This window comes from Lawsonibacter sp. OA9, assembly GCF_022440585.1.
Map to the genome: position 1 here is coordinate 1,105,742 of NZ_JAKNTI010000022.1, position 21,009 is coordinate 1,126,750.

Annotated in this window: 19 protein-coding genes and 5 tRNA genes; 6 read left to right on the forward strand and 18 right to left on the reverse strand. The window is 57.6% G+C overall.

Annotation, left to right across the window (positions count from 1 at the left end; genetic code table 11):
• Positions 1 to 339 precede the first annotated feature (339 nt).
• A complete protein-coding gene (locus MCG44_RS06415; protein WP_186852086.1) occupies positions 340 to 1,059 on the forward strand; it encodes a TIGR01906 family membrane protein in 720 nt (239 codons plus the stop codon).
• 76 nt (positions 1,060 to 1,135) lie between these two features.
• On the opposite strand, the gene MCG44_RS06420 is transcribed toward MCG44_RS06415, so the two are convergent.
• The 6 genes from MCG44_RS06420 to MCG44_RS06445 all read right to left on the reverse strand — a co-directional run bounded on the left by MCG44_RS06420 (position 1,136) and on the right by MCG44_RS06445 (position 8,032).
• Positions 1,136 to 1,576: a GtrA family protein gene (locus MCG44_RS06420; RefSeq protein WP_147572150.1), complete on the reverse strand. Its 441-nt coding sequence runs from the start codon at positions 1,574 to 1,576 to the stop codon at positions 1,136 to 1,138.
• A complete protein-coding gene (locus MCG44_RS06425) occupies positions 1,548 to 2,519 on the reverse strand; it encodes a glycosyltransferase family 2 protein (protein ID WP_147572151.1) in 972 nt (323 codons plus the stop codon). Before MCG44_RS06425 ends, MCG44_RS06420 begins: the two co-directional genes overlap by 29 nt.
• 4 nt (positions 2,520 to 2,523) lie before the next feature.
• Complete coding sequence (locus MCG44_RS06430) at positions 2,524 to 4,128, reverse strand: glucosyltransferase domain-containing protein (RefSeq protein WP_240287354.1); 1,605 nt, start codon at positions 4,126 to 4,128, stop codon at positions 2,524 to 2,526.
• 234 nt (positions 4,129 to 4,362) lie between these two features.
• Positions 4,363 to 5,658, reverse strand: coding sequence for an MFS transporter (locus MCG44_RS06435; RefSeq protein ID WP_240287355.1), 1,296 nt, complete (start codon positions 5,656 to 5,658; stop codon positions 4,363 to 4,365).
• Positions 5,659 to 5,951: 293 nt separating this feature from the next.
• On the reverse strand, positions 5,952 to 6,731 hold the full coding sequence (locus MCG44_RS06440; RefSeq protein ID WP_240287357.1) for a TIGR03915 family putative DNA repair protein: 780 nt from the start codon (positions 6,729 to 6,731) through the stop codon (positions 5,952 to 5,954).
• Between the two features lie 35 nt (positions 6,732 to 6,766).
• On the reverse strand, positions 6,767 to 8,032 hold the full coding sequence (locus MCG44_RS06445) for a putative DNA modification/repair radical SAM protein (RefSeq protein ID WP_240287359.1): 1,266 nt from the start codon (positions 8,030 to 8,032) through the stop codon (positions 6,767 to 6,769).
• Between the two features lie 247 nt (positions 8,033 to 8,279).
• Between MCG44_RS06445 and glsA the strand changes: the two genes are divergently transcribed.
• Complete coding sequence (gene glsA, locus MCG44_RS06450; protein ID WP_240287361.1) at positions 8,280 to 9,197, forward strand: glutaminase A; 918 nt, start codon at positions 8,280 to 8,282, stop codon at positions 9,195 to 9,197.
• Positions 9,198 to 9,290: 93 nt separating this feature from the next.
• Here glsA and MCG44_RS06455 read toward each other — a convergent pair whose 3' ends face one another.
• The 5 genes from MCG44_RS06455 to MCG44_RS06475 form a co-directional block, all read right to left on the reverse strand.
• Positions 9,291 to 10,238 carry a GTP-binding protein gene (locus MCG44_RS06455; protein WP_186852092.1) on the reverse strand — a complete coding sequence of 316 codons (948 nt, stop codon included), beginning with the start codon at positions 10,236 to 10,238 and terminating at the stop codon, positions 9,291 to 9,293.
• Between the two features lie 57 nt (positions 10,239 to 10,295).
• Complete coding sequence (locus tag MCG44_RS06460; RefSeq protein WP_240287363.1) at positions 10,296 to 11,411, reverse strand: CobW family GTP-binding protein; 1,116 nt, start codon at positions 11,409 to 11,411, stop codon at positions 10,296 to 10,298.
• An 86-nt stretch (positions 11,412 to 11,497) separates the two neighbouring features.
• Positions 11,498 to 13,372: a S41 family peptidase gene (locus MCG44_RS06465; protein ID WP_240287365.1), complete on the reverse strand. Its 1,875-nt coding sequence runs from the start codon at positions 13,370 to 13,372 to the stop codon at positions 11,498 to 11,500.
• 190 nt (positions 13,373 to 13,562) lie between these two features.
• Positions 13,563 to 14,162, reverse strand: coding sequence for a TlpA family protein disulfide reductase (locus MCG44_RS06470; protein ID WP_240287367.1), 600 nt, complete (start codon positions 14,160 to 14,162; stop codon positions 13,563 to 13,565).
• 12 nt (positions 14,163 to 14,174) lie between these two features.
• Positions 14,175 to 14,840, reverse strand: coding sequence for a cytochrome c biogenesis CcdA family protein (locus tag MCG44_RS06475; RefSeq protein ID WP_186852095.1), 666 nt, complete (start codon positions 14,838 to 14,840; stop codon positions 14,175 to 14,177).
• Between the two features lie 199 nt (positions 14,841 to 15,039).
• Here MCG44_RS06475 and MCG44_RS06480 point away from each other — a divergent pair, with 199 nt between their 5' ends.
• Entirely contained in the window at positions 15,040 to 15,699 is a 660-nt protein-coding gene (locus tag MCG44_RS06480) for a Crp/Fnr family transcriptional regulator (RefSeq protein ID WP_240287369.1), read from the forward strand.
• A gap of 219 nt (positions 15,700 to 15,918) precedes the next feature.
• Here MCG44_RS06480 and MCG44_RS06485 read toward each other — a convergent pair.
• The 5 genes from MCG44_RS06485 to MCG44_RS06505 all read right to left on the reverse strand — a co-directional run bounded on the left by MCG44_RS06485 (position 15,919) and on the right by MCG44_RS06505 (position 16,412).
• Positions 15,919 to 15,993 (reverse strand) — tRNA-Cys (locus MCG44_RS06485).
• 41 nt (positions 15,994 to 16,034) lie between these two features.
• Positions 16,035 to 16,110 (reverse strand) — tRNA-Gly (locus MCG44_RS06490).
• Between the two features lie 36 nt (positions 16,111 to 16,146).
• A tRNA-Phe gene (locus MCG44_RS06495) sits at positions 16,147 to 16,222 on the reverse strand.
• Positions 16,223 to 16,225: 3 nt separating this feature from the next.
• Positions 16,226 to 16,302 (reverse strand) — tRNA-Asp (locus MCG44_RS06500).
• Positions 16,303 to 16,336: 34 nt separating this feature from the next.
• Positions 16,337 to 16,412 (reverse strand) — tRNA-Val (locus tag MCG44_RS06505).
• Positions 16,413 to 16,665: 253 nt separating this feature from the next.
• On the opposite strand from MCG44_RS06505, the gene pfkA reads away from it, so the two are divergent.
• The 3 genes from pfkA to MCG44_RS06520 all read left to right on the forward strand — a co-directional run bounded on the left by pfkA (position 16,666) and on the right by MCG44_RS06520 (position 19,337).
• Positions 16,666 to 17,667 (forward strand): 6-phosphofructokinase, encoded by a 1,002-nt coding sequence (pfkA, locus tag MCG44_RS06510; protein WP_147572163.1) that lies wholly within the window; start codon positions 16,666 to 16,668, stop codon positions 17,665 to 17,667.
• A 128-nt stretch (positions 17,668 to 17,795) separates the two neighbouring features.
• Positions 17,796 to 18,206 (forward strand): DUF3842 family protein, encoded by a 411-nt coding sequence (locus MCG44_RS06515; protein ID WP_240287370.1) that lies wholly within the window; start codon positions 17,796 to 17,798, stop codon positions 18,204 to 18,206.
• Positions 18,207 to 18,209: 3 nt separating this feature from the next.
• Positions 18,210 to 19,337 carry an aldo/keto reductase gene (locus MCG44_RS06520; RefSeq protein WP_147572165.1) on the forward strand — a complete coding sequence of 376 codons (1,128 nt, stop codon included), beginning with the start codon at positions 18,210 to 18,212 and terminating at the stop codon, positions 19,335 to 19,337.
• Between the two features lie 40 nt (positions 19,338 to 19,377).
• Here MCG44_RS06520 and MCG44_RS06525 read toward each other — a convergent pair whose 3' ends face one another.
• On the reverse strand, positions 19,378 to 20,421 hold the full coding sequence (locus MCG44_RS06525) for a uridine kinase (RefSeq protein ID WP_240287372.1): 1,044 nt from the start codon (positions 20,419 to 20,421) through the stop codon (positions 19,378 to 19,380).
• 3 nt (positions 20,422 to 20,424) lie between these two features.
• Positions 20,425 to 20,973 (reverse strand): ECF transporter S component, encoded by a 549-nt coding sequence (locus tag MCG44_RS06530; protein WP_186852097.1) that lies wholly within the window; start codon positions 20,971 to 20,973, stop codon positions 20,425 to 20,427.
• Between the last annotated feature and the right edge of the window lie 36 nt (positions 20,974 to 21,009).

Below are 21,009 nucleotides of genomic sequence, written 5' to 3' on the forward strand. Positions count from 1 at the left end.
GCGGTGCCGGACCAACTGTGTTATGATTAAGATAATCTGGAAAAGGTGAGTCAGCGGCCGGTGAGGGAGCGCAGCGCTCGGTTACTGTGTTCCTGCTGGTCCTGACAGCGGCCTATGGAGATTTCCTACATGTGGATGCCACAGGAGGTTTCACCTGTTTCCTCTGGGGCCGACGATTTTTGTGCTGTGATATTTGTGTGGAAATTATCGATAGTCCGGGGAGCGCCCAGGTGGCTGGAGCACGTTTCCGGTGTCGGTATGTGTGTGTGGGGAACCTGACCGGTCAGGTGCGGCTTGCCTTATCCCTACTTCCAGATGCTGTATTGCGAGGTCATGACTATGAAAACCAGTAAACCGCTGTCCCTGCTGCTTTCTCTCCTCACCGCCCTGGCGGTTCTTAGCGGCTCCATCGCCGCCCCTCTGCTATGCCGCCCATTTTACTACGCGCATATCGACGCACTGGGGCTGGTGGAGTATACTGGCCTGACCAGGGAGCAGATCACAGAGGCGTTTGACCAGATGATGGACTACTGCCTGGGCCAGCGTCCGAACTTTGCCGCCGGCGTGCTCCCCTTTTCAGCCTCCGGGGCCAGCCATTTTGCCGATGTGAGGGGGCTGTTCCTCCTGGACCTGTGGGTACTTGTACTGTCCCTGGCCGGACTTGTGGTCCTGTTTTTCTGGTGCAGGAGAAAAAAGGCTCGCCCCCATTGTTTTCTTGGACGAGGTCCCGGATTCTGGGCCGCGTCCGCGCTGGGTGCTATCTTCCTGGTGGTGGGCGGACTGGCGGCCTTGGACTTTGACCGGGCCTTTGTGGTGTTCCATGCTCTGTTTTTCCCAGGAAAAGAGAACTGGCTTTTTAACTGGTGGGAGGACCCGGTTATCCTGATTTTGCCCCAGGAATTTTTCCGGAACTGTGCCGTTTTGGTGCTGACTCTACTGCTAACCTGGTGCGCCGTCCTGATTGGGGCGGACCTGTGGGCCGCCAGTATACGGAAGAAGCGGCGGGAGGAAGTGAGTAGGCAGGGAGGCTGTTCTGGCTGCCCTGGCTGTCAAGGATAAAAAGGCGGTGTGTTCTGATAAAGAACACACCGCCTTTTATCTTCGGTCCTAGGGCTGTACCGAAAACCCCAATTTTTTATTTCGCCCGGAAGGCGAAAAAGCGTTGACCAAAGTAATTCAGAATTACAAACAGACCGGAGCCGGCTAGTAGGGTAAGGTTGCCTTCCCATTGTGGGCTAAGACCCATACCGGCCAGCAGCCAGCCCATGAGAGGCTGGGCTAGACCGTAGGCCAGTAACCAGCAGACAGTGATATTGAGCGCGAACCGAAGGACGACCCCAGCCCCTTTCTCCTGGTTGCGGAAGGTGAAGTGCTTATTCAAAAAGAAGCTGACTACGCTGCCTACAATATAGTTAGCGGCGGAGGAGACCCACTCGCCCACCTCGCCCCAGGTGTAGAGTCCCGCTAGGTTGTAGAGCCCGAACATGACGCCATAGCCGACCAGGGTATTGACAATCCCCACCAGGATGAAACGGAAGAAGGTGGGATCAAATATCTTTTTTAGCAGTTCCTTCATCCCGGTCCCCCTCGCATCGTTCGGCCACGATATACCGTGGCCGGTCCTTGATTTCCTCATAGATTTTGGCGATGTAATAGCCGATGACGCCCAGACAGATCATCAGGATGCTGCCGATGAACAGCTGGAGCAAAATGATGGTGGTAAAGCCCTCCAGCGCGTTGCCAGAGGCCCACTGCCATAGAGAGTGGATGCCCAGCACCACCGAGCAGAGAAAGACCACTACGCCCAGCAGGGTGACCAGTTGAAGGGGGGCGGCGGAGAAGGAGGTGATGTTGGTGATGGCGTATCGGACCAGGCTGCGGATGGACCACTTGGACTCGCCCTCCAACCGAGGCTGTACCTCAAACTCCACTTGGGTGGTCTGAAAGCCGATCCAGGAGGAGAGGGCACGGAAAAAGGCATTTTTCTCCCGCATAGCGAGCAGGGTATCCACCGCTCGGCGGTCCAACAGCTTGAAGTCGGAGGCACGGGACATATCAATGCCCGTAGCCCGGCTGATGATGGAGTAAAAGCTTTTAGCCGCAAAGGTATGCAAGGGGTTTTCCTTGCCACGACTGGCCTTGACCCCCTCCACAACCTGGTAGCCCTCCTGCCACAGGCGGTACATCTCCACCGCCTTCTCTGGCGGGTGCTGCAGATCACAGTCCATGACTAAAGTGCAGTCTCCACGGGCCTGGGCCAAACCGGCGAAGATGGCGGCCTCTTTGCCGAAATTCCGGGAGAAGCGGACCCCACGGACCTGGGGATGGCGGCCCGCCTGTTCCTGAATGACGGTCCAGGTGCGGTCCCGGGAGCCGTCGTCCACGAATACTAACTCATGGGGGATGTCCGCATCTATCAGGATGGCGGTAATGGTGTCCGCCGCCCGTGGGATAGAGGCCTCCTCGTTGTAGGAGGGCAGAACGACGGACAGCAGGCCGGATCTTAGGGTGTCTTCCATTTGCTTATCTCCTGTTCTCATAAGCGATCTCGAAGTCAGATTTTGGGGTGTACTCCTCCTGGAGCTTCACAACCACTCGGCCGCCCACCATCTGGACGCTGCCCTGGGCGGGGTAGAGGGGCATGGACTGGAACTCCGGAGAAGCGGCCACAGCGATCATGGTGTCCTCGTCAGGTTCCGCCACGGGAATGTTGAGCCAGTCGTTCAGGTAGTAGTAGATGTGCTTGTTCAGGGGGGCCACTGTATCACGGGGGACACTGTAATGGTCCACCTGATCGTAGATGTCAATCTGGGCCGTCAGCTGATCTTCCGGGATAGCGCCCACGATAGCGACCTCCATCCCCGGCTCATAGCCGGGGCAGGCCTCCACACGGGCAAAAAGCCGGGTGAGATAGCTCTCTGTAGCCCGGTGGGCCTGGGCGGAGGCGGTGTACAGCAGATTGTTGGTATTCAGGCAGAACACCAGCAGAAGCACTCCCCACAGGACAGCGGCGGGAGGGACCCAGGCCCCAGGACCGGCGGAGGCCCCTTGACTGTCCAACAGCCCGACGGCCAGGAGGACCAGAAGATAGACAGATACAAAGGCGTATTTCATTAGGGGAGTAGGGACAGACCATGGGCTGAGAATCTGGCCAAAGTCCATGCCCAGAGGCAGGAGGGCGACCATAGACAGGGCGGTCAGGGGCCGCCACCTATCCCGATAAAGCCCCTTTTTCCCCAGGTGGAGGAGAAAGCAGGCTCCCCCCAAAGCCAGAGCGGCCAGATCCAGAATGACCATCCACAAATCAGCGAAGCCGTTGGCGGAGCCGGGAAGAAAAAAGAAGGACACCACCTGTTTATAGGAATCCAGGATAAGCCGGGGAAGCTGACCGAAGGGATAGCCGGAACTGGCGGCGTCCATTCCCAGATAGGATAACAGCTCCAGGCCCTTGAACTGTAGGAACAGCAGAAGGACACCGTAGTACAGCAGGGCGCCGGCAGCCAAATAGGCCATCAGCCGGAGACCTAGGCGGAGGGTGGATTGGAAGGTGAACTCAGGGTCCAGAGCAGCCCGAAACACTGCCAGTAGGGACAGAGAGATGGCCACAGTCACATAGGCCTGATAAGTCCCCATGGACAGAGCGAGAGCCACCACTCCAGCCGCCCAACTCAGAAGGGTTCCCCGCCTAGCCAGCCAGACGGACAGCACCGCGAGCAAAATAGCCAGACAGTAGGCGGAAGCGGTAAACAGGTATAAAAAGGTGTATCCCATCACTGGGAAAGCAGCCATCACCGCACCGGCTAGCCCAGCGAGTACCCGGCTGTCCAGCCGAAGCAGACTGACGGTCAGGGCAGCGGCGGTTCCCAGGAGGAGCAGGGACAGCAGGCCGATGGCTGCCGGCATCTGGGTGTAACTGTTGAGAGCGGAGGCGTAATGGAGAAACCAGCGGCCGGAGATAGTCATCTGTTGAAGATCATGGACCCGGCTCAAGCCGTCAGAGTTGGGGATGAGGTTGGTGAAGGCGTACAAATGGACTAAAAGGCCTGTGATCAGGCAGCTGAAAAAGGCGGTCCGCTGGGCGGGAGCGATCCGGCGCCACAGACCGGCGCCCCGTTGGTCAATGGTCATAAGTTCCCTCCTATGTGGGGGCCAGTGTACATAAAATCTCATTCCACATTATAGGCCGTTTTGCGGGATATTGCAAGGGAGAGGAAAAAAGTAGAGGAGAAATTTGGCGGGCCCAATGGACGTATAAACAGTATCACCTTACAGCGGATGGCCAAACAGTGCACGGAAGGAGGATTGGGAAAGAAAACAGGTCCCGGACCATAAGGTCAGGACCTGTTTGCTGTTATGGGAGGACTATCCCTGGCATTCTAGGGCCCAGATTCGCTTGTCCCGCCGGAAGAGCAGGCAGGTGGCCACACCCAGAAAGCCCATGGCCAGGAACAGCCCGGCGGCGCCGGCGCCCTTTCCGGTCCCAAAGAGGGCAGCCCAGAGACTATCTGGACCAAGAGCGGCGGCGAGAGGCTCAAACACCTGATCTACCAGAAAGCCGCCCAGCAGATAACCCACCGGAATGGTGAAGAACTGAAAGGAGTTGCGGGCGGCGTATACCCGCCCCTGGATGTCCACAGGGATCCTGGATCGGAATAGGGCGTCCAGATTGGCGTTCATGATGGGAATACCCACCCAGCCGAGGGCGGCGCCCACACACCACAGAGAAAGATCACGCCCCAGGGCGAGAATAAAATTTTCTGTGGACATTGCCAACAGCAGGGTATTGCAGATGACACGCACCCGGCTTTTTGGGGCCGGTAGGAGGGAAGCGGCTATGCTGCCCCCAAGCATGGCCACACCGCTGACGCTCTGGACCAGGCCCAGGACGTTTTCGCCACCCCAAGGACGAGTAAGGGCCAGGGCAGGCAGGGCCGCGTTGAACATGGAGGCCGTCAGGTTGATGGCGGCCAAAAAGAGAATCAGATTTAAAATACCTCGGTTCTCACCGAGATAGCGGAGACCGGCCTGGGTGGAGCGTAGAAGGCTCTCCGTCCGCTCCGGCTTTGGTCCCTGCGGAATGGGGATGAATAGCAGCAGGGAGCAGAAGGCCAGCAGAAAGGTAGCCAAGTCAAAGAGAATGACCAACTCCAGTCCCAGCAGGGTGTATAGGGCAGTGCCCAGGGCGGGAGCCAGCATATTGTTCAGCGAGTAGGACAGAGAACGAAGGCCGCTGACCCGTTGGTAGTGCTTCTCCGGTGTCAGCAGAGTGACCGCCACGTCAGCGGCAGGCTGCTGAACTGTGTTCATCAGGCCGGTCAAACCGTTGAGAAGGTATAGATGCCACATATGAAGCTGACCGGATGCCGCCAGCAGAAGCACGGTCGAGGTGCACAGGGCGGCAAAGGTGTCGCAACAGAGCATGGTAGCCTTCTTATTCCAACGGTCGCTAAGAGCACCTGCGAAGATGCTCACCAGCACATATGGGGCATAGGAGCATACGGAGAGCAGGGCTGTGGTCAGGGCGGAGCCCTGATCCTGATACGACCAGAGCACAAGGGCGAAACTGGTCATGGAGCTGCCCAGAGTGGACAGCAACTGGGTGAACCAAAGGATCAGAAAGGACTTCAGCTCACCAATAAAAGAAAAGACAGATGACATGGGACTTTGCTCCTTTTTTGTTTTATAGGGATAAAACAGGCGCAAAGTCCGGCAGGGGCGGTAAGGAATGAGAAAATACACGCTCCACGCAAATCCGCCCGGTCAGACTTTGCGCGGAGCCGCTCCAATGGCAAGCTTCATGGTGCTGTCCTCCTAAGATGCCCATATTCGGGCAAGCTCGCCGTAGCATCACCGGCGGCAGGGACAATGATACCACGGAATAGGGCGAGAAACAAGGGGCGGCCTTACGGCAGCCACGGAGGGTGTTGTCAGAGCTTGCACTGGCGTTAAGGTCAGCCATGGACCTCCGGCAGGGCACGGTCCCACTCCTTTTGGAACTCGGTCATCATACCCCAATACCGCTTAGGCATCTGGGTCATGCGGCACCTGGGATTTTCCCGTCCCCGGATGGAGATCGCATCATAGAAGGATCTCCACAGGCGGCGGTAGGCCAGCTCGCTCTCGCCGGCCGGCCCCGGATGAAAATCTTCCACTGGCAGGATGGCCCACTGGTTCGGCTGGTGGAACAGCGCCTCGCCATGAGTGCGGTCGTGGAGGACGAATCGCTCCTGGGGATATCGAGAGCAGAAATGGGGACGAAGTAGGGGGAGGACCCGGTTCTTGGGCTCAATCTCTCCGACCAGCACGCCGCCCTGGTCGGAAAAGCGGACAAAGCCAGTGTATAGGTGCGCCTCGTTGTTCAGTTGCTGGACCGCTTTCCGTACCTTGTCCACAGTCGGGTCGGTCAGATCCCGGACAAAGGCCGGGCCCCGCTCATAGCCCAGGCGGATAAGCCTCCAGAGCCACAGCTCCTTCTCCGGCAGACAAGTGAGAAATCCGCGAGCGGCCAGTTCCCGCCCCTCATGCCCCAGCTTGGGGGAGAAGGAGCGGTATACACGCTGGGCGTGCTCCTCCACGGTGATAATGGTTCTCTGGGGGTACAGAGAGCAGCAGGGGTCCTCCGGTGTGCGGAACTCAACTGGTTCTTCCTGGTTGACATAAGTTTCAAAAACACAGGTGAGAAAACCAGAAAAGGTGCCGTCATAGTGGCAGCATACTTGGGTCCAAGGCATGAGATCACCTCCTGAATAGTATGGAGTAGCCCGCTTCAAACAGCTTGGTCGAACAGAGACAGCTGCTCGCCCATGGGAGAGGTCTGAGCGGGGGGCTCCAAAGCGAGCAGGTGGCGCAGCAGGCCGTCCTCGCTGACCCGCAGTCCCTCCAGGCAACGACCGGAACAGGTGAGGAAGTACTGGGCTCGTTTCAGTACCACGCCCAACCTCTTTAGACCCTCAAAGGTCAGTGGACCCACCCGTCGGGCGGTGAGAATACGCCGGGCGCTTGTTACCCCGATACCTGGCACCCGGAGAAGGGCCTCGTAGTCGGCCCGGTTCACCTCTACCGGAAAAAATTGCAGATGCCGCAGCGCCCAGCAGCACTTGGGGTCCATCCTGGGATCCAGATCAGGCTGGCTCTCATCCAGCAGCTCCTCTGCCCGGAAGTGGTAGAAGCGGAGCAGCCAGTCCGCCTGGTACAGCCGGTGCTCCCGTAGGAGCGGGGGCTTAAAGTCCTGGAAAGAGGGGAGGAGAGGGCTGGTGGATACGGGCATATAGGCGGAAAAAAAGACCCGCTTTAGACAATATCGGTCATAAAGTCCTTGGGTGAGGGCGAGAATGTGCCGGTCACTCTCCGGCGTGGCCCCTATGATTATCTGGGTGGACTGTCCCGCGGGAGCGAAGCGGGGGGTATGGCGGTATAGTTTCAACTCCTGCTTGGATAGGGAGATGCCATCCCGGATCTGCTTCATTGGGGCCAAAAGGGCCTCCTTTTTCTTGTCCGGTGCCAAAAGGGCCAAACTTTTGGCACTGGGCAATTCGATATTGACGCTCAACCGGTCGGCGAGCAGGCCCAGTTGGTGGGTGAGGAGGGGATCGGCCCCCGGAATGGCCTTAGCGTGGATATAGCCCCCAAAGCGGTGCTCTGTCCGCAGCAGGTGGAGAGTCTGAATCATCAATTCGGTGGTATAGTCCGGATTCCGAACCACAGCTGAGGAGAGGAACAGACCTTCGATGTAGTTCCGGCGGTAGAAGCCCATGGTGAGATCACACAGCTCTCTAGGGGAGAATGCGGCACGCCGGACATCGTTAGTCCGTCGGTTGATACAGTACAGGCAGTCGTAGATACAGATGTTGGTCATCAGCACCTTCAAAAGAGAGACGCAGCGCCCGTCGGCGGAGAAGGTGTGGCAGCAGCCGGTCATGGAGGTACTTCCGATGGTTCCGGAGCGTCCTGCACGGTCCAGTCCACTGGAGGTGCAGGCAGCGTCATATTTCGCAGCGTCTGCCAGGATATTCAGCTTGTCTAGCAGTTCCATGGTGTTCGCCTCCAACACAAATATAGAACATTTGTACTATACAATTATAGTAAGAAGGAGCGAGATGTCAAGAGGAAAAATCTTTCTACCTTGGACATTTCGCGAGATGCCACTGTTTTGCGCATTGACCTATGTATTCTGAAACGGGGAAGAATTTATGCTTTCATTGACTTTATTATGAAAGTCAGCTATAATAAATCCATAAAAATGGAGTGCTCCTGTTGAAAAAATACAAGGAGGATGGGGAATGGAAGAGTTGTTGGAGCAGTTACTGGAGGATTGCCGGCCCTATACCCAGCAGGGAAAGGTGGCCACTTATATCCCGGAGCTGGCGAATGGAGATGCCAATGACCTGGGGATTTATGTGCTCCGCAGCGACGGGCGGCACTATCAGGCGGGGGACTACAAGAAGCGATTTACCATCCAGAGCGTGGTCAAGCCTATCCTCCTGCTGCTGGCGCTGATGGACAACGGGGAGGAGTACGTCCGATCCCGGGTGGGCGTAGAGGCCACGGGCAAGCCCTTTGACGCCATCAATGTCACGGACCAGACCTTGTTCAGCGACCACTTGAACCCCATGGTCAATATGGGCGCCATCGCCATGTGCACTCTAATTAAGGGAAAGGACTATGAGGAGCGATTCCGGCGCCTGCTGGACCTGACCAGGCAGCTGGCCGGAGACCAGGAGATCGATCTGGATCAGCAGGTCTACCTGTCGGAAAAGCGGACGGGAAATAAAAACCGGGCACTGGCCTTTCTGCTGAAGACCTATGGCATGATCGAGGACGATGTGGAACAGGTGCTGGACTGCTATTTCAAAGCCTGTTCCATCTCGGTGAACAGCAAGGACTTGGCCCACATCGGTTTTGTGCTGGCCAACCGTGGGAAGCTGCCTCAGACAGAGGAGCGGATCTTCCCCAGCCGGTATGCCACCTATGTCAACGCCATTTTGATGACCTGTGGGATGTACGACGGCTCAGGAGATTTCGCGGTCAATGTAGGCGTGCCGGCCAAAAGTGGAGTGGGAGGCGGCATTATGGCTGTGGTGCCCACCAGAATGGGAATCGGTATCTTTTCCCCTGGGTTGGATGGAAAGGGAAACAGCCTGGCAGGTATTAAGGTGTTGGAGGAGTTGTCTAAGCGGATGTATCTAAGTATTTTCTGATAAGGAAGGGAGAGCGATTGAGTTTGCGGATGCTCCCGGCCAAAAGGGAAGAAAAAAGCGGCGCCCGGTACAAAGTACCGGGCGCCGTTCTGCTTATCTGAAATATACCAGGGGATCCTCAGGGCGCTCCGCCTTCTCCACAGACTGGGCGTAAAGGACCACGCCCTCTCCATCGTAGACGTCGGCGCGCTCCCACCGGATCTCAGCGGTGACCTTGACCCACTCTCCCTTTTTCAGGGAGCGGGCTCTGTCATACTTACAGAGGAAACCGAAAAAGCGGATATCCTCTGCACAGCAGGTCATGGCGTTGCGGCCGGGGACGAAGGTACCACGGGGCAGCTTGGAGCCGGTCATGGCCTGGGTTTTCATGGTGATGGTCTTGCCCACATACCGGTCAGGGTGCTCCTGGATATCCAGATACCAGATGCCGTAATCCGGGTCCTCCAAGGTGATGTGGTCCTCCTCCAGGGAGTAGGGGAGGATATCCTCCACCTCTAACTCCTCCCCCTTCTCGTCCTCAAAGACGATCTCGCACATACGGTTCACCGCCCGGATGGACCGCTTCCAGCCGGCCATGGGCATATCGGGAGTGCAGCGGTTGAAAAGGACCATATCCGCCTCAGTCACCATGTCGATGAACATGGACTGCATATTGGCCAGATACATCTCAAAGGTGGTGCCGTCCACCACATGGATGGCCTGGTACAGCCCCCAGGTCTTGGGCAGCTTCAGCTTGCGCAGAAGGTCCACCGGCCACATCCCATTGAACTCCATCAGGACCCGTTCCGGCTGATAGCGCCGGTCCACTTCCTTCAGAAATTCGGTGTTGAGCTGCTCCTGCCCCTCGATGGGGACCAGGCGACAGTTGCGCTGGGAGAGAAACTGGGGGTCGTACTCCTCCTCGCCGTCCTCGCACATGAGGAGGACGGTGCGTTGACCGTCGTTAAAGTAATCCATATTCAGCGTGTCGGTAAGAAGGGTGGTTTTGCCGGCGTCCAAAAAGCCGGTGATAAGATACAGGGGGATCCTACTATCGGGCATGATCTTCACCTCGTGGTATGATATGGATGGGCGGCCATGGGCCGCCCATCTAGCAAATTAGGCCAGCAGGAACAGCTTTTCCAGCTGGTCCTCCTTCAGCTCGGAGCCGATGACGCACAGCCGGCCGGTATAGTCGGCGCCACCCTCACGGATCTGGAACTCCTCAGGCACCAAGTCGAAATGGAGCCAGGTCTGCCCGTCGTCACAGGGCACCATGCCCTTGGCCCGGAGGATATAGCCGTAATCCTCGCCCATAGCCAGGGCGGACAGGGCCTCCTGCAGCTCCTCACGACTATATTTCCGGGGTGTTTCCCGGCCCCAGGAGGTAAAGATCTCGTCGGCGTCGTGGTGGTGATGGTGGTCTGCGCCACAGGCCATACAGGTGTCACAGGCGGTGTCGTCACAGATGTGGTCGTGGTGGTGTTCATGCCCATGCTCATGATGATGCTCGTGTTCATGGGCGTGGTGATGTTCATGCTCGTGGTGGTGATGGTCATGGCAGCCACAGTCACAGTGGTCGTCGTGGTCATGATGCTCGTGTTCGATCTCGGCCATCAGATCTTCCGCCAGAGTGTGGCCACCCTCCATGGCAGCGACGATTTGGCTGCCAGTAAGCTGATCCCAGGGGGTGGTGAGGATGGCCGCCTGGGAATTTTTTTCCCGAAGGAGGTGGACAGCGCCGTTCAGCTTGGCGGGGTCCAACTTTTGGGTCCTGGACAGGATGATGGCGGAGGCGTGTTCTACTTGGTCGTTGAAGAACTCGCCAAAGTTCTTCATATACACCTTGGCCTTGGAGGCATCTGCCACAGTGACGAAGCTGTGGAGGTGGAGGCCGGGGGCCTCCTTCTGCACCCGCTCCACGGCAGCGACCACGTCAGACAGCTTTCCCACCCCAGAGGGCTCGATCACGATGCGGTCAGGGGAATAATCGGTCAGCACCTGCTTCAGAGCGGCACCGAAATCGCCTACCAGGGAGCAGCAGATACAGCCGGAGTTCATCTCCGTGATCTCCACACCGGCGTCTTTCAAAAAGCCACCGTCGATCCCAATCTCACCGAACTCATTTTCGATGAGGACGATCTTCTCGCCCTGAAAGGCCTCATCCAGCAGCTTCTTGATGAGCGTGGTCTTACCAGCGCCCAAAAACCCGGAGATAATATCGATCTTTGTCATAACAGTCATATCCTTTCACAGAGAAATATTGATGGCCTGGGGCCCTCTGTTTGGGGGCCTAAGGAGGGGTACAGCGGGAATGCCGGTCAATCCCAGAGCAGTCCGATGCCCTCCATAATCTGATACAGCATCCCGGCAGCCACCTGGCGGGTCCCCAGATCGGCGGGGGCCAGATCGCCCACCAGCGCGTCCAGGGAGGCCAGATTTCGGGCGGGTGCCTGAGCCCACGGAGCGTATTCGTAGTAGGTTGCCCAGTCGGCGGCGGACACCTCCTGTTGGCTGAGATCGTATATATTCATATTGGCCCAAGCGGCCACGGCGGAGAGAATGGTCACCATCTCCTGATAGGTGATGGTGCTGTCCGGGCGGAAGGTGCCATCACCGTAGCCGGAGATAAACCCCATATCGGCCATGGCGGAGATGCCGTCAGCATACCAGGACTGGGCACTCACATCAGAGAACTGGTCCAGCACACTGTGGTCGGCGGGGAGTGCCAGGGCAGTGGCCGCCATAGCGCAGAACTCAGCCCTGGTGACAGTGTTGTCCGGGCGGAAGGTGCCGTCCTCATAGCCGCCCAGCAGCTGATAGGTGGCCAGCGTGCGGATCTCCCGCTCAAACTCGCTCCCTTCCAAGTCGGAGAAGGAACGGGCGGTAAAGTCCAACTGCTTCTCCCGTGCCAGGTCGGCGGGGGATACCTCAGTCCAGGTCCGGGTGCCGGCGCCTTGATACAGAAGGGCGGAAGGGGGCAGAGCCTCCAGCAGCTCGGTAAAGGCAGCCTTGTTGTCTGCATTGAGCGCCTCACTGATCTTCAGATAGAAGGTCTGGCCGGCCAGAGACAGCTTCAGATGGCCGGAGGCGCGACTGGGTTCCTCCTGGCCCAACAGGAGAGCGGCGGCAGGGGCGTTTTCAGCGGAAATGACCAGGGTAGGAAGGACGCCTACGATATGGTTGGTGGTGCCGTCGGGGGAGAAGAAGCGGAGGGTGGTGATCTTCAGGCAGTCCCCATCAAAAATACCGGTAGTGTTGCTCTCGTCATAGATGTTCTGGGCAATCCCCTTGCCGAAGGTGCGCTGACCCAGGGCAATCCCCGCCTCATAGTCTCGGATTGCGGCGGCGAAGAGCTCGGAGCCGCTGGCGGAATGGGGGCTGGTCAGGATGACCAGGGGCTTGTCCGTCAGGTCCTCCACCAGGGGGGAGGTGGCCCGGTAGTAATAGCCGCCGGCGCTGTCACGGAAGTAGACCATGATGGCGCTGCCGATGAACTGGCCAGCAGTGAGCGCGGCGGACTCATCTGTACCACCGGGGTTGGAGCGCAGATCCATCAGCCAGATGGCGGTCTGGTTGTCCAGTTCCTCAATGGCAGCCTGGACCACAGAGGCGGTGCTGGCGCCAAAGCTGGTGCAGTCGATGACTGCCACCCCATCCACCAGATCATAGGTGACGATTGGGATGAGGACCGAGCGGCGCTCCATCGTGTAATCCCGCCGCTGCCCATCTGACTGACTGATGACAGTGATGGTGACCGTAGTGCCCTCCTGGCCGCTGATCATAGTGCGGGGATCGACCCCGGCGGCGGTAGCTACGCCGTCTACGGCAATGATGCGGTCCCCGGCCTCCAGCCCAGCCTCAAGGGCGGGGGAGTCCGGCAGGATGGACATGATACGGTAGCCGTCGTTATAGGCGTTTTCCACAGAGGCGCCAATTCCGACGACTGTGTCCCCATTGACCGAGGAGAGAAAGGCCTGATATTCCTCGGTGTTCATGTAGACGGTGTAGGGGTCGCCGATGGCCTCTAAAATCTCGTCCAGAGAGTCCAGGGACCAGATCTCATCCGGCAGGGGATCCACATAGTAGGTCTGGAGTAGGGTTTTGGCGTCCTCCAGCTCTAGGGCGGAGGCAGGCAGTGCCGTTAAGGACAGAGCGACCGCCAGGGAAAGAAAGGCAGATAAAAATTTTTTCATGGGTTTCTCCTTCAACATAGGGGCCTGTCGTACATCCGCCGGATGCCGCAGTTTGGCATCCGGCGGACAGGGTATAGCAGCTTGAAAATAGAACTTCACCGCGTATTCCACATAAAAAATATTATACCTCTTTTTTGTCTCGCTGGCAAGGGGAGAAGGGGGTAAAAGTCCTTCTAGAGAAGCCTTTGGGTTAAGATTCTGGAGCAGGCACCAGATCGGGGCTGATGGAGTGCAGCCCCTGCTGGAGCCCTGCGGCGCTGATCATTCCAGGGGCGTAGAGCTGCAGATTTCCCTGGCTGTCGATAAAATAGGTGTGGGGGAAGCCGGTGACTCCGTAGGTCAGGATGCCCTGATAGTCGATATCGTAATATACAGGGAAGGAATACCCTGTCTCCATGAGAAAAGCCTCCGCCTTTTCTCGCGTCTCCCCCTGCATGGCGTCCCCCACATTGACCATGACAAAATGGATCTCCTGACCGTACTGTTCAAAGGCCGCCTGAAAGTCCGGCATCTCCTCCTTGCAGGGGGGGCAGGTACTGGCCCAGAAGTTCAGCACCACCGGTTTGTCTCCAATCAGGTCGGACAAATCCAATAAATTCCCTTCCGGGGCCTCAAGGGGAAAGGAAGGAGCGGGGACGGGGCTGCTCTCCTGGGAGGAGGAAGCACTGTCCTCTACCGGGGGCAGGCCAGGGGATCTGCCCTGGGAAAGTTTGTTGTACAGCAATCCGGCTCCCGCGAGGAGCAGAACCAGGACGGCGGCCAGAATAAAAGTCTTTTTAGAACGTTTCATAGAATTCCCTCCCTATGCCAAAAAGGTCAGAAGCTGCCCCATGGTGCCAGTGGCCATCATTATACCAACCAAGACGAGGAGCAGGCCGGACAGTTTTGTAATAATTCCATAGTGGGCCTTGATCCAGCCGAAGGCGCTCTTTAGGGATTGGATGAGCAGGGCACTGGCCAGAAAAGGAATGCCAAGGCCGGCAGAATAACACAACAAGAGGAGGATACCCTGGAGGGCCGAGCCCTGCTGGGAGGCCAGCATAAGGGCGGAGCCTAGAAATGCACCTACACAGGGAGTCCAGCCCACTGCGAAAATGAGCCCGAAGAGCAGAGCGGAGAGAAAGCCCATCTCATGGGTCTGGCTGAATCCCCGAGTACCCTTGAAGATATTAAGATTGAACAGACCAAGAAAGTTCAAACCAAAGAGAATGACCAGCAGGCCGCTGACGAGATTGACGGCCGTCTGGTATTGCCGAAGCAGGGCGCCGATGGAGCCAGCAAAAGCCCCCATAGCCACGAAAACTATGGTGAAGCCCAGGACGAAGCCGACGGCGTTTTTTAGTACCGTGCCCTGACTCTCATCTGGGTTGCCCCCGGCGAAATAGGATAGGTAGATGGGCAGCATAGGCAATAGACATGGGGAGATGAAGGTGATAATACCCTCCAAAAAGGTGATGAAATAGGTCATAGGGCCCTCCTATTATTTTATATAGATATATCGGCTTCAGGGATTAAGGGTAAAGCATGGAACACAGGCTGTCAAGGCGGAGATATTGCCTTTAATATACTAAGAGATGGAGAGGCAGTTCTGTGACCGAGTTACAAGGACTCTTGTTTTTTTCAGAGAAAACAGCTATCATAGAGTCAAAAGAAAAGGAGGGGTGCCCATGACTGGATACTGTTTGGAAGAACTGGCGTTTTGGGATAAGCTCTCTGACCAGGAGCGGGAGCGGGTAAGGGCAGCCGCCTATGAGGCGGATTATGAGCCGGGGCAGATGATCTGGTCTGGGGAGCGGGACTGTCTGGGATTGCTGTTGATCCGATCAGGCGTCGTGCGGCTGTTCCTCTTGTCCGAGGATGGGCGGGAAGCTACTATCTCTCGTATTTCCGGGGGGCAAGTCTGTATCATGACGGCCTCCTGTACTATGTCTGTGTCCTCCTTCAATGTCCAGGTCCAGGCCGAGGGCAGGGTGGAGGCGGTGGTCATTCCTGCGGTGTGTCTGTCGACGCTGGTGCGGGATAACCTGTATGTGGAAAATTTCCTGTACCGGGGTGCCACCCAGCATTTTTCCCAGGTGCTCACTGCTGTGGAGCAGATGCTGTTCCGCACATTGGAGCAGCGGCTGGCGGCCTACTTGCTGGAGGAGTGTGAGCGGCTGGGGACCGATACCTTGAAGGTTACCCAGGAGCAGATGGCCCAGGCCATTGGTAGCGCCCGGGAGGCGGTGACCCGAACGCTGAAGAAGCTGGCCGCCTCCGGGGCTGTGGAATTGTTTCGGGGTGGTGTAAAGCTGACAGATAAGAATGATCTGGAGCGCAGACTGTGAAGAAAAGGAGCGCCGGGTAGGTTCCTGGCGCTCCTTCATAGATCATGATCAATATTTGTCCCACCTCGTGTATTTGAATCTCCGTAGAATGAAAGCGGCTTTGGTCCGCTGAAACTGGAGCCCAGCACGATGGGGCGGCGCGGGCTCATTTCCGCCGAGCATTTTAAACATCTCAGGTATCCATAAAAATAACCACACCGTTAGGTGTGGTTATTTTTATGGAGGTGCCACCCAGATTTGAACTGGGGAGTGGAGCTTTTGCAGAGCTCTGCCTTACCACTTGGCTATGGCACCTTATTTAAAGATGGAGCAAAGAGGTCTTTGCTCCATCTAACTGGAGCGAGTGACGAGGCTCGAACTCGCTACCTCCACCTTGGCAAGGTGGCGCTCTACCAGATGAGCTACACTCGCGTTTTGAATCCCCCGCAAAGTTTCCTATGCGGGGGATGGTGCCTCCGGTCGGAATCGAACCAACGACACGAGGATTTTCAGTCCTCTGCTCTACCAACTGAGCTACAGAGGCAAATGGCGACTCGGAAGGGACTTGAACCCTCGACCTCCGGCGTGACAGGCCGGCGTTCTAACCAACTGAACTACCGAGCCAGGTAGTCCGAAGAAATGGACCATCAGGAAAAAGTGGTGGGAACAACAGGGCTCGAACCTGTGACCCCATGCTTGTAAGGCATGTGCTCTACCAGCTGAGCTATGCTCCCCACTGTGCTCGCTCTTGCGACGGCTTGCTTATTATACTAAACTGTTTCCCGCTTGTCAACAGGGAAATGCAAAATTTTGGCGTAAAAATTTTCGGGTCCATTTTTTTACGCTCTGGGCAAAATAAACCGTCTTTTCTGATGCAGATCTGAGAGCCTTGACAGGCCAGGAGCATGACAGCTATAATGATAAAACGATAGAGTTAAATCGAGAGCCGGCGTTCCAGTCCGGCATATCGTGAGGAGGTTCCAGGAAATGAGCAGCCAAGTGAAGCGCATCGGCGTACTGACCAGCGGCGGCGATGCCCCTGGCATGAACGCCGCGGTCCGTGGAGTGGTCCGCACCGCTGTGAACCAGGGGATTGAGTGTGTTGGCATTCGCCGGGGCTGGAGCGGCCTGATCAACAGCGACTTTGTGCAGTTGAGCGGTTCCAGTGTCAGCCATATTATTGACAAGGGCGGAACTATGCTCTATACGGCCCGCAGTCTGGAGTTTATGCAGCATGAGGGCCGGGAGAAAGCCATCGCCACCTGCAAGCTGTTGGGGTTGGACGGCATTGTAGCCATCGGAGGGGACGGTACCTTCCGAGGGGCACTGGCCCTGTCACGGCAGATAGCGGAATCTGGCCACAAGCTGGAGGTGGTGGGCATCCCTGCTACCATCGACAACGATATCGGCTGTTCCCACTATACCATTGGATTTGATACTGCCTGTAACACCGCCATCGAGTGTATCGATAAGCTGCGGGATACCATGCAGTCCCATGAGCGTTGCTCTGTGGTAGAGGTCATGGGCCGCCACGCCGGTTACCTGGCGCTCTATGTAGGCATCGCTGTGGGCGCTACCGCTGTCCTGATTCCCGAACGGACGGTAGATTTTGAGCGGGATGTAGTAGAGAAAATCCGCAGGGCGCGTCTGGCTGGCTCCACCCACTACATGGTGGTGGTAGCCGAAGGGGCGGGCAGCGCTATTGAGATCGGCAAACGCATCCATGAGGAGGTGGGGATCGATCCCCGTGTCACAGTGCTGGGGCACATCCAGCGGGGCGGCTCACCTTCCGCACGGGACCGGGAGACTGCCAGCCGCATGGGATACGAGGCAGTCATGGCGCTGGCCCAGGGACGTGGGAACCGGATCATCGCCACCCGGGACGGCCGTATCGTGGACCTGGATATGGAGGAGGCCCTGGCGATGACCAAAGAGTTTGATATGGACCGCTACGATGTGCTGGAGGCCCTGACCAACATCGGAAACTAAACTGCGGCGGAGAAAAGGCCTCGGAGCGGTCGGCTTCCGGGGCCTTTTTCCTTGTGTGATAGACGGAAATTTAGTATAATAAATGAGAGAGAATCTTCGGGCAGATCCGGGGAGGGGAGGAAAGATCGATGAAAATCGTAGTCGTAGACGGCCAGGGGGGCCGCCTGGGCAAGCTGCTAGTGGAGGGGGTCAAGTCCCGCGTCCCCCAGGCGGAAGTATATGCCTTGGGGACCAACAGTATCGCCACCTCTACCATGCTAAAGGCAGGGGCGGACCACGGCGCCACGGGAGAGAATCCGGTCCTGCGGGGCGTAGAGGACGCGGACGCGATTCTGGGCCCAGTAGGCATCGTGGTGGCAAACGCCATCCTGGGGGAAGTGACTCCGGCTATGGCACAGGCCGTGGGCAGTTGTAGGGCAAAGAAGTTCCTGGTCCCCATGAACAGCTGCGGGGTCCTGGTGGCCGGGGTGAGGGAACAGGCGCTCCCGGTCTATGTGGCCCAGGCAATCGACCAGATGGTGGCGGAATTGGAAGGATGAAGGATGGAGCGGCGTGAGATAAGCGGGCTGGAGCCCTCTCTGTTGGGCTACGGCGGGATGCGCTATCCCCTGGATCGAGAGACAAAAAAGATCGACCGGGAAAAGGCGGCAGACTTGATCCGGAGGGCTATGGAGGCGGGCATCAACTATTACGATACCGCCTGGACTTACCACGAGGGAGAGAGCGAATCCTTTTTAGGGCAGGCCCTGAAGGAGTACCCCAGGGAGAGCTACTATCTGGCCACGAAGCTGCCCTGCTGGCTGGTGGACAGCCGGGAGAAGGCGGAGGAGCTCTTTCATACCCAGCTGGAACGGCTGGACAGGGACTATGTGGACTTCTATCTGCTCCACAGCCTGAGCCGCCGTACCTGGACAAAAATGGTGGAACTGAAAATTCCCTCCCTGCTGGAGGAGTACCAGCGCCAGGGAAAAATCAGAAAACTGGGATTTTCCTTTCACGACGACTATGAGGTGTTTGAGGAGATACTCCGGTTCCGGCACTGGGACTTTTGTCAGATCCAGCTCAATTACATGGACACAGAGCACCAAGCCGGCCTGAAAGGGCTGGAGTTGGCCAGAGGTCTGGGGGTCCCAGTGGTGGTGATGGAGCCGGTGAAGGGCGGCTTGCTGGCCAAGCTGCCGGAGGAGGTGGCCGCTCCGCTCCGAGTGCTGGACCCGGAGGCCTCTGATGCGTCTTGGGCTCTGCGCTGGGTGGCCAGCCGACCCGGCGCAGCTGTTCTGCTCAGTGGAATGACCACTATGGAGCAGCTAGAGGACAACCTGGCCACCCTGGGGCAATTTCGGCCCTTGTGTCCTGAGGAGGAGGCTGGAGTGGATGAGACCACCCTGCTGCTGAAACAGCGGGTAAAGAACGGCTGTACTGGCTGCCGCTACTGCATGCCCTGCCCTGCTGGCGTGGATATCCCTGAGAGCTTCAGGATCTGGAACAGCATGGGGATGTATGAGAACCAGAGATTGACGCGCCGGTCCTGGAAAGGGCTGGGGGAGGGGGCACGTCCCGCCAACTGCGTGGGCTGTGGCCGCTGTGAGGAGCTGTGTCCCCAGCATATCTCTATTCGGCGGGATCTGGTACAGGTTACCGCCCAAGTGGAGGAATTTATTCAAAAGTAAAAAAGCTGCCGGTCTTTCTTCTGAAAGGACCGGCAGCTTTTTATTGCCCGGAACAGTGGATCTGACAGCAGTCTTTCACATGACAGGCCTGAAAATAGTGGTCCTCCAGAGGGACCCAGATGTTCAAAAAGCGATCTACGCAGCCGGGGTCCCGCCGTTCCAGACGGGTCCGGCGGACCTCCCAGGGGGCCTCTACCCACACCCGGAGCTGGTAGCGGTCCCGTAAGCTGGGGTGCAGAGAGTAGCTTCCCTCTACCACAGTGAGGGGGCCTGGCTCCACAGGGACAGCCGGGCCAAAGCAGCCGGACCGGCACTGCCAGGGCCGGTATACCGCAGTTTGGCCATGGCAGAGGGGGGAGAGAACCTCGCGGTCAAACCGCTCATGGTCCACATTTTCTCCCGGCTTGGCCAGACGCTCCGGCGTCCTGTCCTGAGGCAGTAAAAAGAAGTCGTCCATATGGAGCAGGGGACAGCAGTAGAGCTCTGCCAGAGCGGCACCTAGGGTAGACTTGCCAGAGGCGCAGGGGCCGTCGATGGCGACAAGGACGGGCTGCCCCTGGGTAAGCAACTGGTCTACAGCGGCCAGGAGCGGTATTTGATTTACATAATATTGAAATACCACACGGTAAGCAGGGGAGTAGGTATCACGATAGGTCTTGCTGTGACTAAGCGCGGGACAGCCTTGGGCACGGTACTGGGCCAGATATCGCTTTGAACTTTCCTGGGAAAAGGGGAGGGCTTGGAGCAATTCTAAGTCCTGCTCCAACCCTGCCCGGTCAAGGACTGCCTTTCGGGCGGTGAGGACAAAAAGGCGATTCAATGTTTTGATGGATAGCTTTATCCCTTTACAGGCACTTAGCGACAGCCTACACAGGCCGTTTCCAAGGGGCTCGGACAGAGGAGAGCTTGGATCGGCCGGCAGCCGGGCCCACTCCTCCGCCAGCCGGTCTAGGGCCGCCCTCTCGTCGGAGATGAGATGCCCTGGTCCCATATGACTCTGATAGATAAATTTTATGGCGTCCCGAACCTCCATGGCCGGATGGTTGTCATAATGCTCCTTCAGGAGCTCCGCCAGATCAGACATGGCTCAACCCTCTTGGGGGATCAGATTGGCTCGCTGAAGGGCCAGAACGATGATGGGGATGGCCACCAGTTGGAGGATGATGCCGGGGATGGCGTTGGTAAAGGCACCGGCGACAAAGGCGGAGAAGGGAAATTCCGTACCGCTGGAGGTGAGCAGGGCGAGCTGAACCACGCCCCAGACTACCCGGCCGATAAGCATGGCGGAGATGAGAGAGGCATAGATGCCGCCCAGAGTCTTGGGCAGACGCCGGTACAGGAAGCCGGACATAAAGCCGTAGACCGCCATCTCAACGGCCATGGAGATGGCGGTGGGGAACGGCGGCGGCATACCGAGGATAGCGGAGCGCATCAAGGGCGCGATAAAGCCCACCGCTGCGCCCCAGGGGCCGCCGCACAAGTAGCCGCACAGGATGGTTGGCAGATGCATAGGCAGCAGCATATTACCGATCTGGGGGATGTTTCCGGTAAAGTTGGGAAGGATGTAGGCCAGGGCGAGCATTAGGGCGGCGATGACCATACGCTTGATGGAAGTGCTGTTTTTGGTCGTTGTCATAAATGTTCTCCTTTACATACAGATGAAAAAATACCG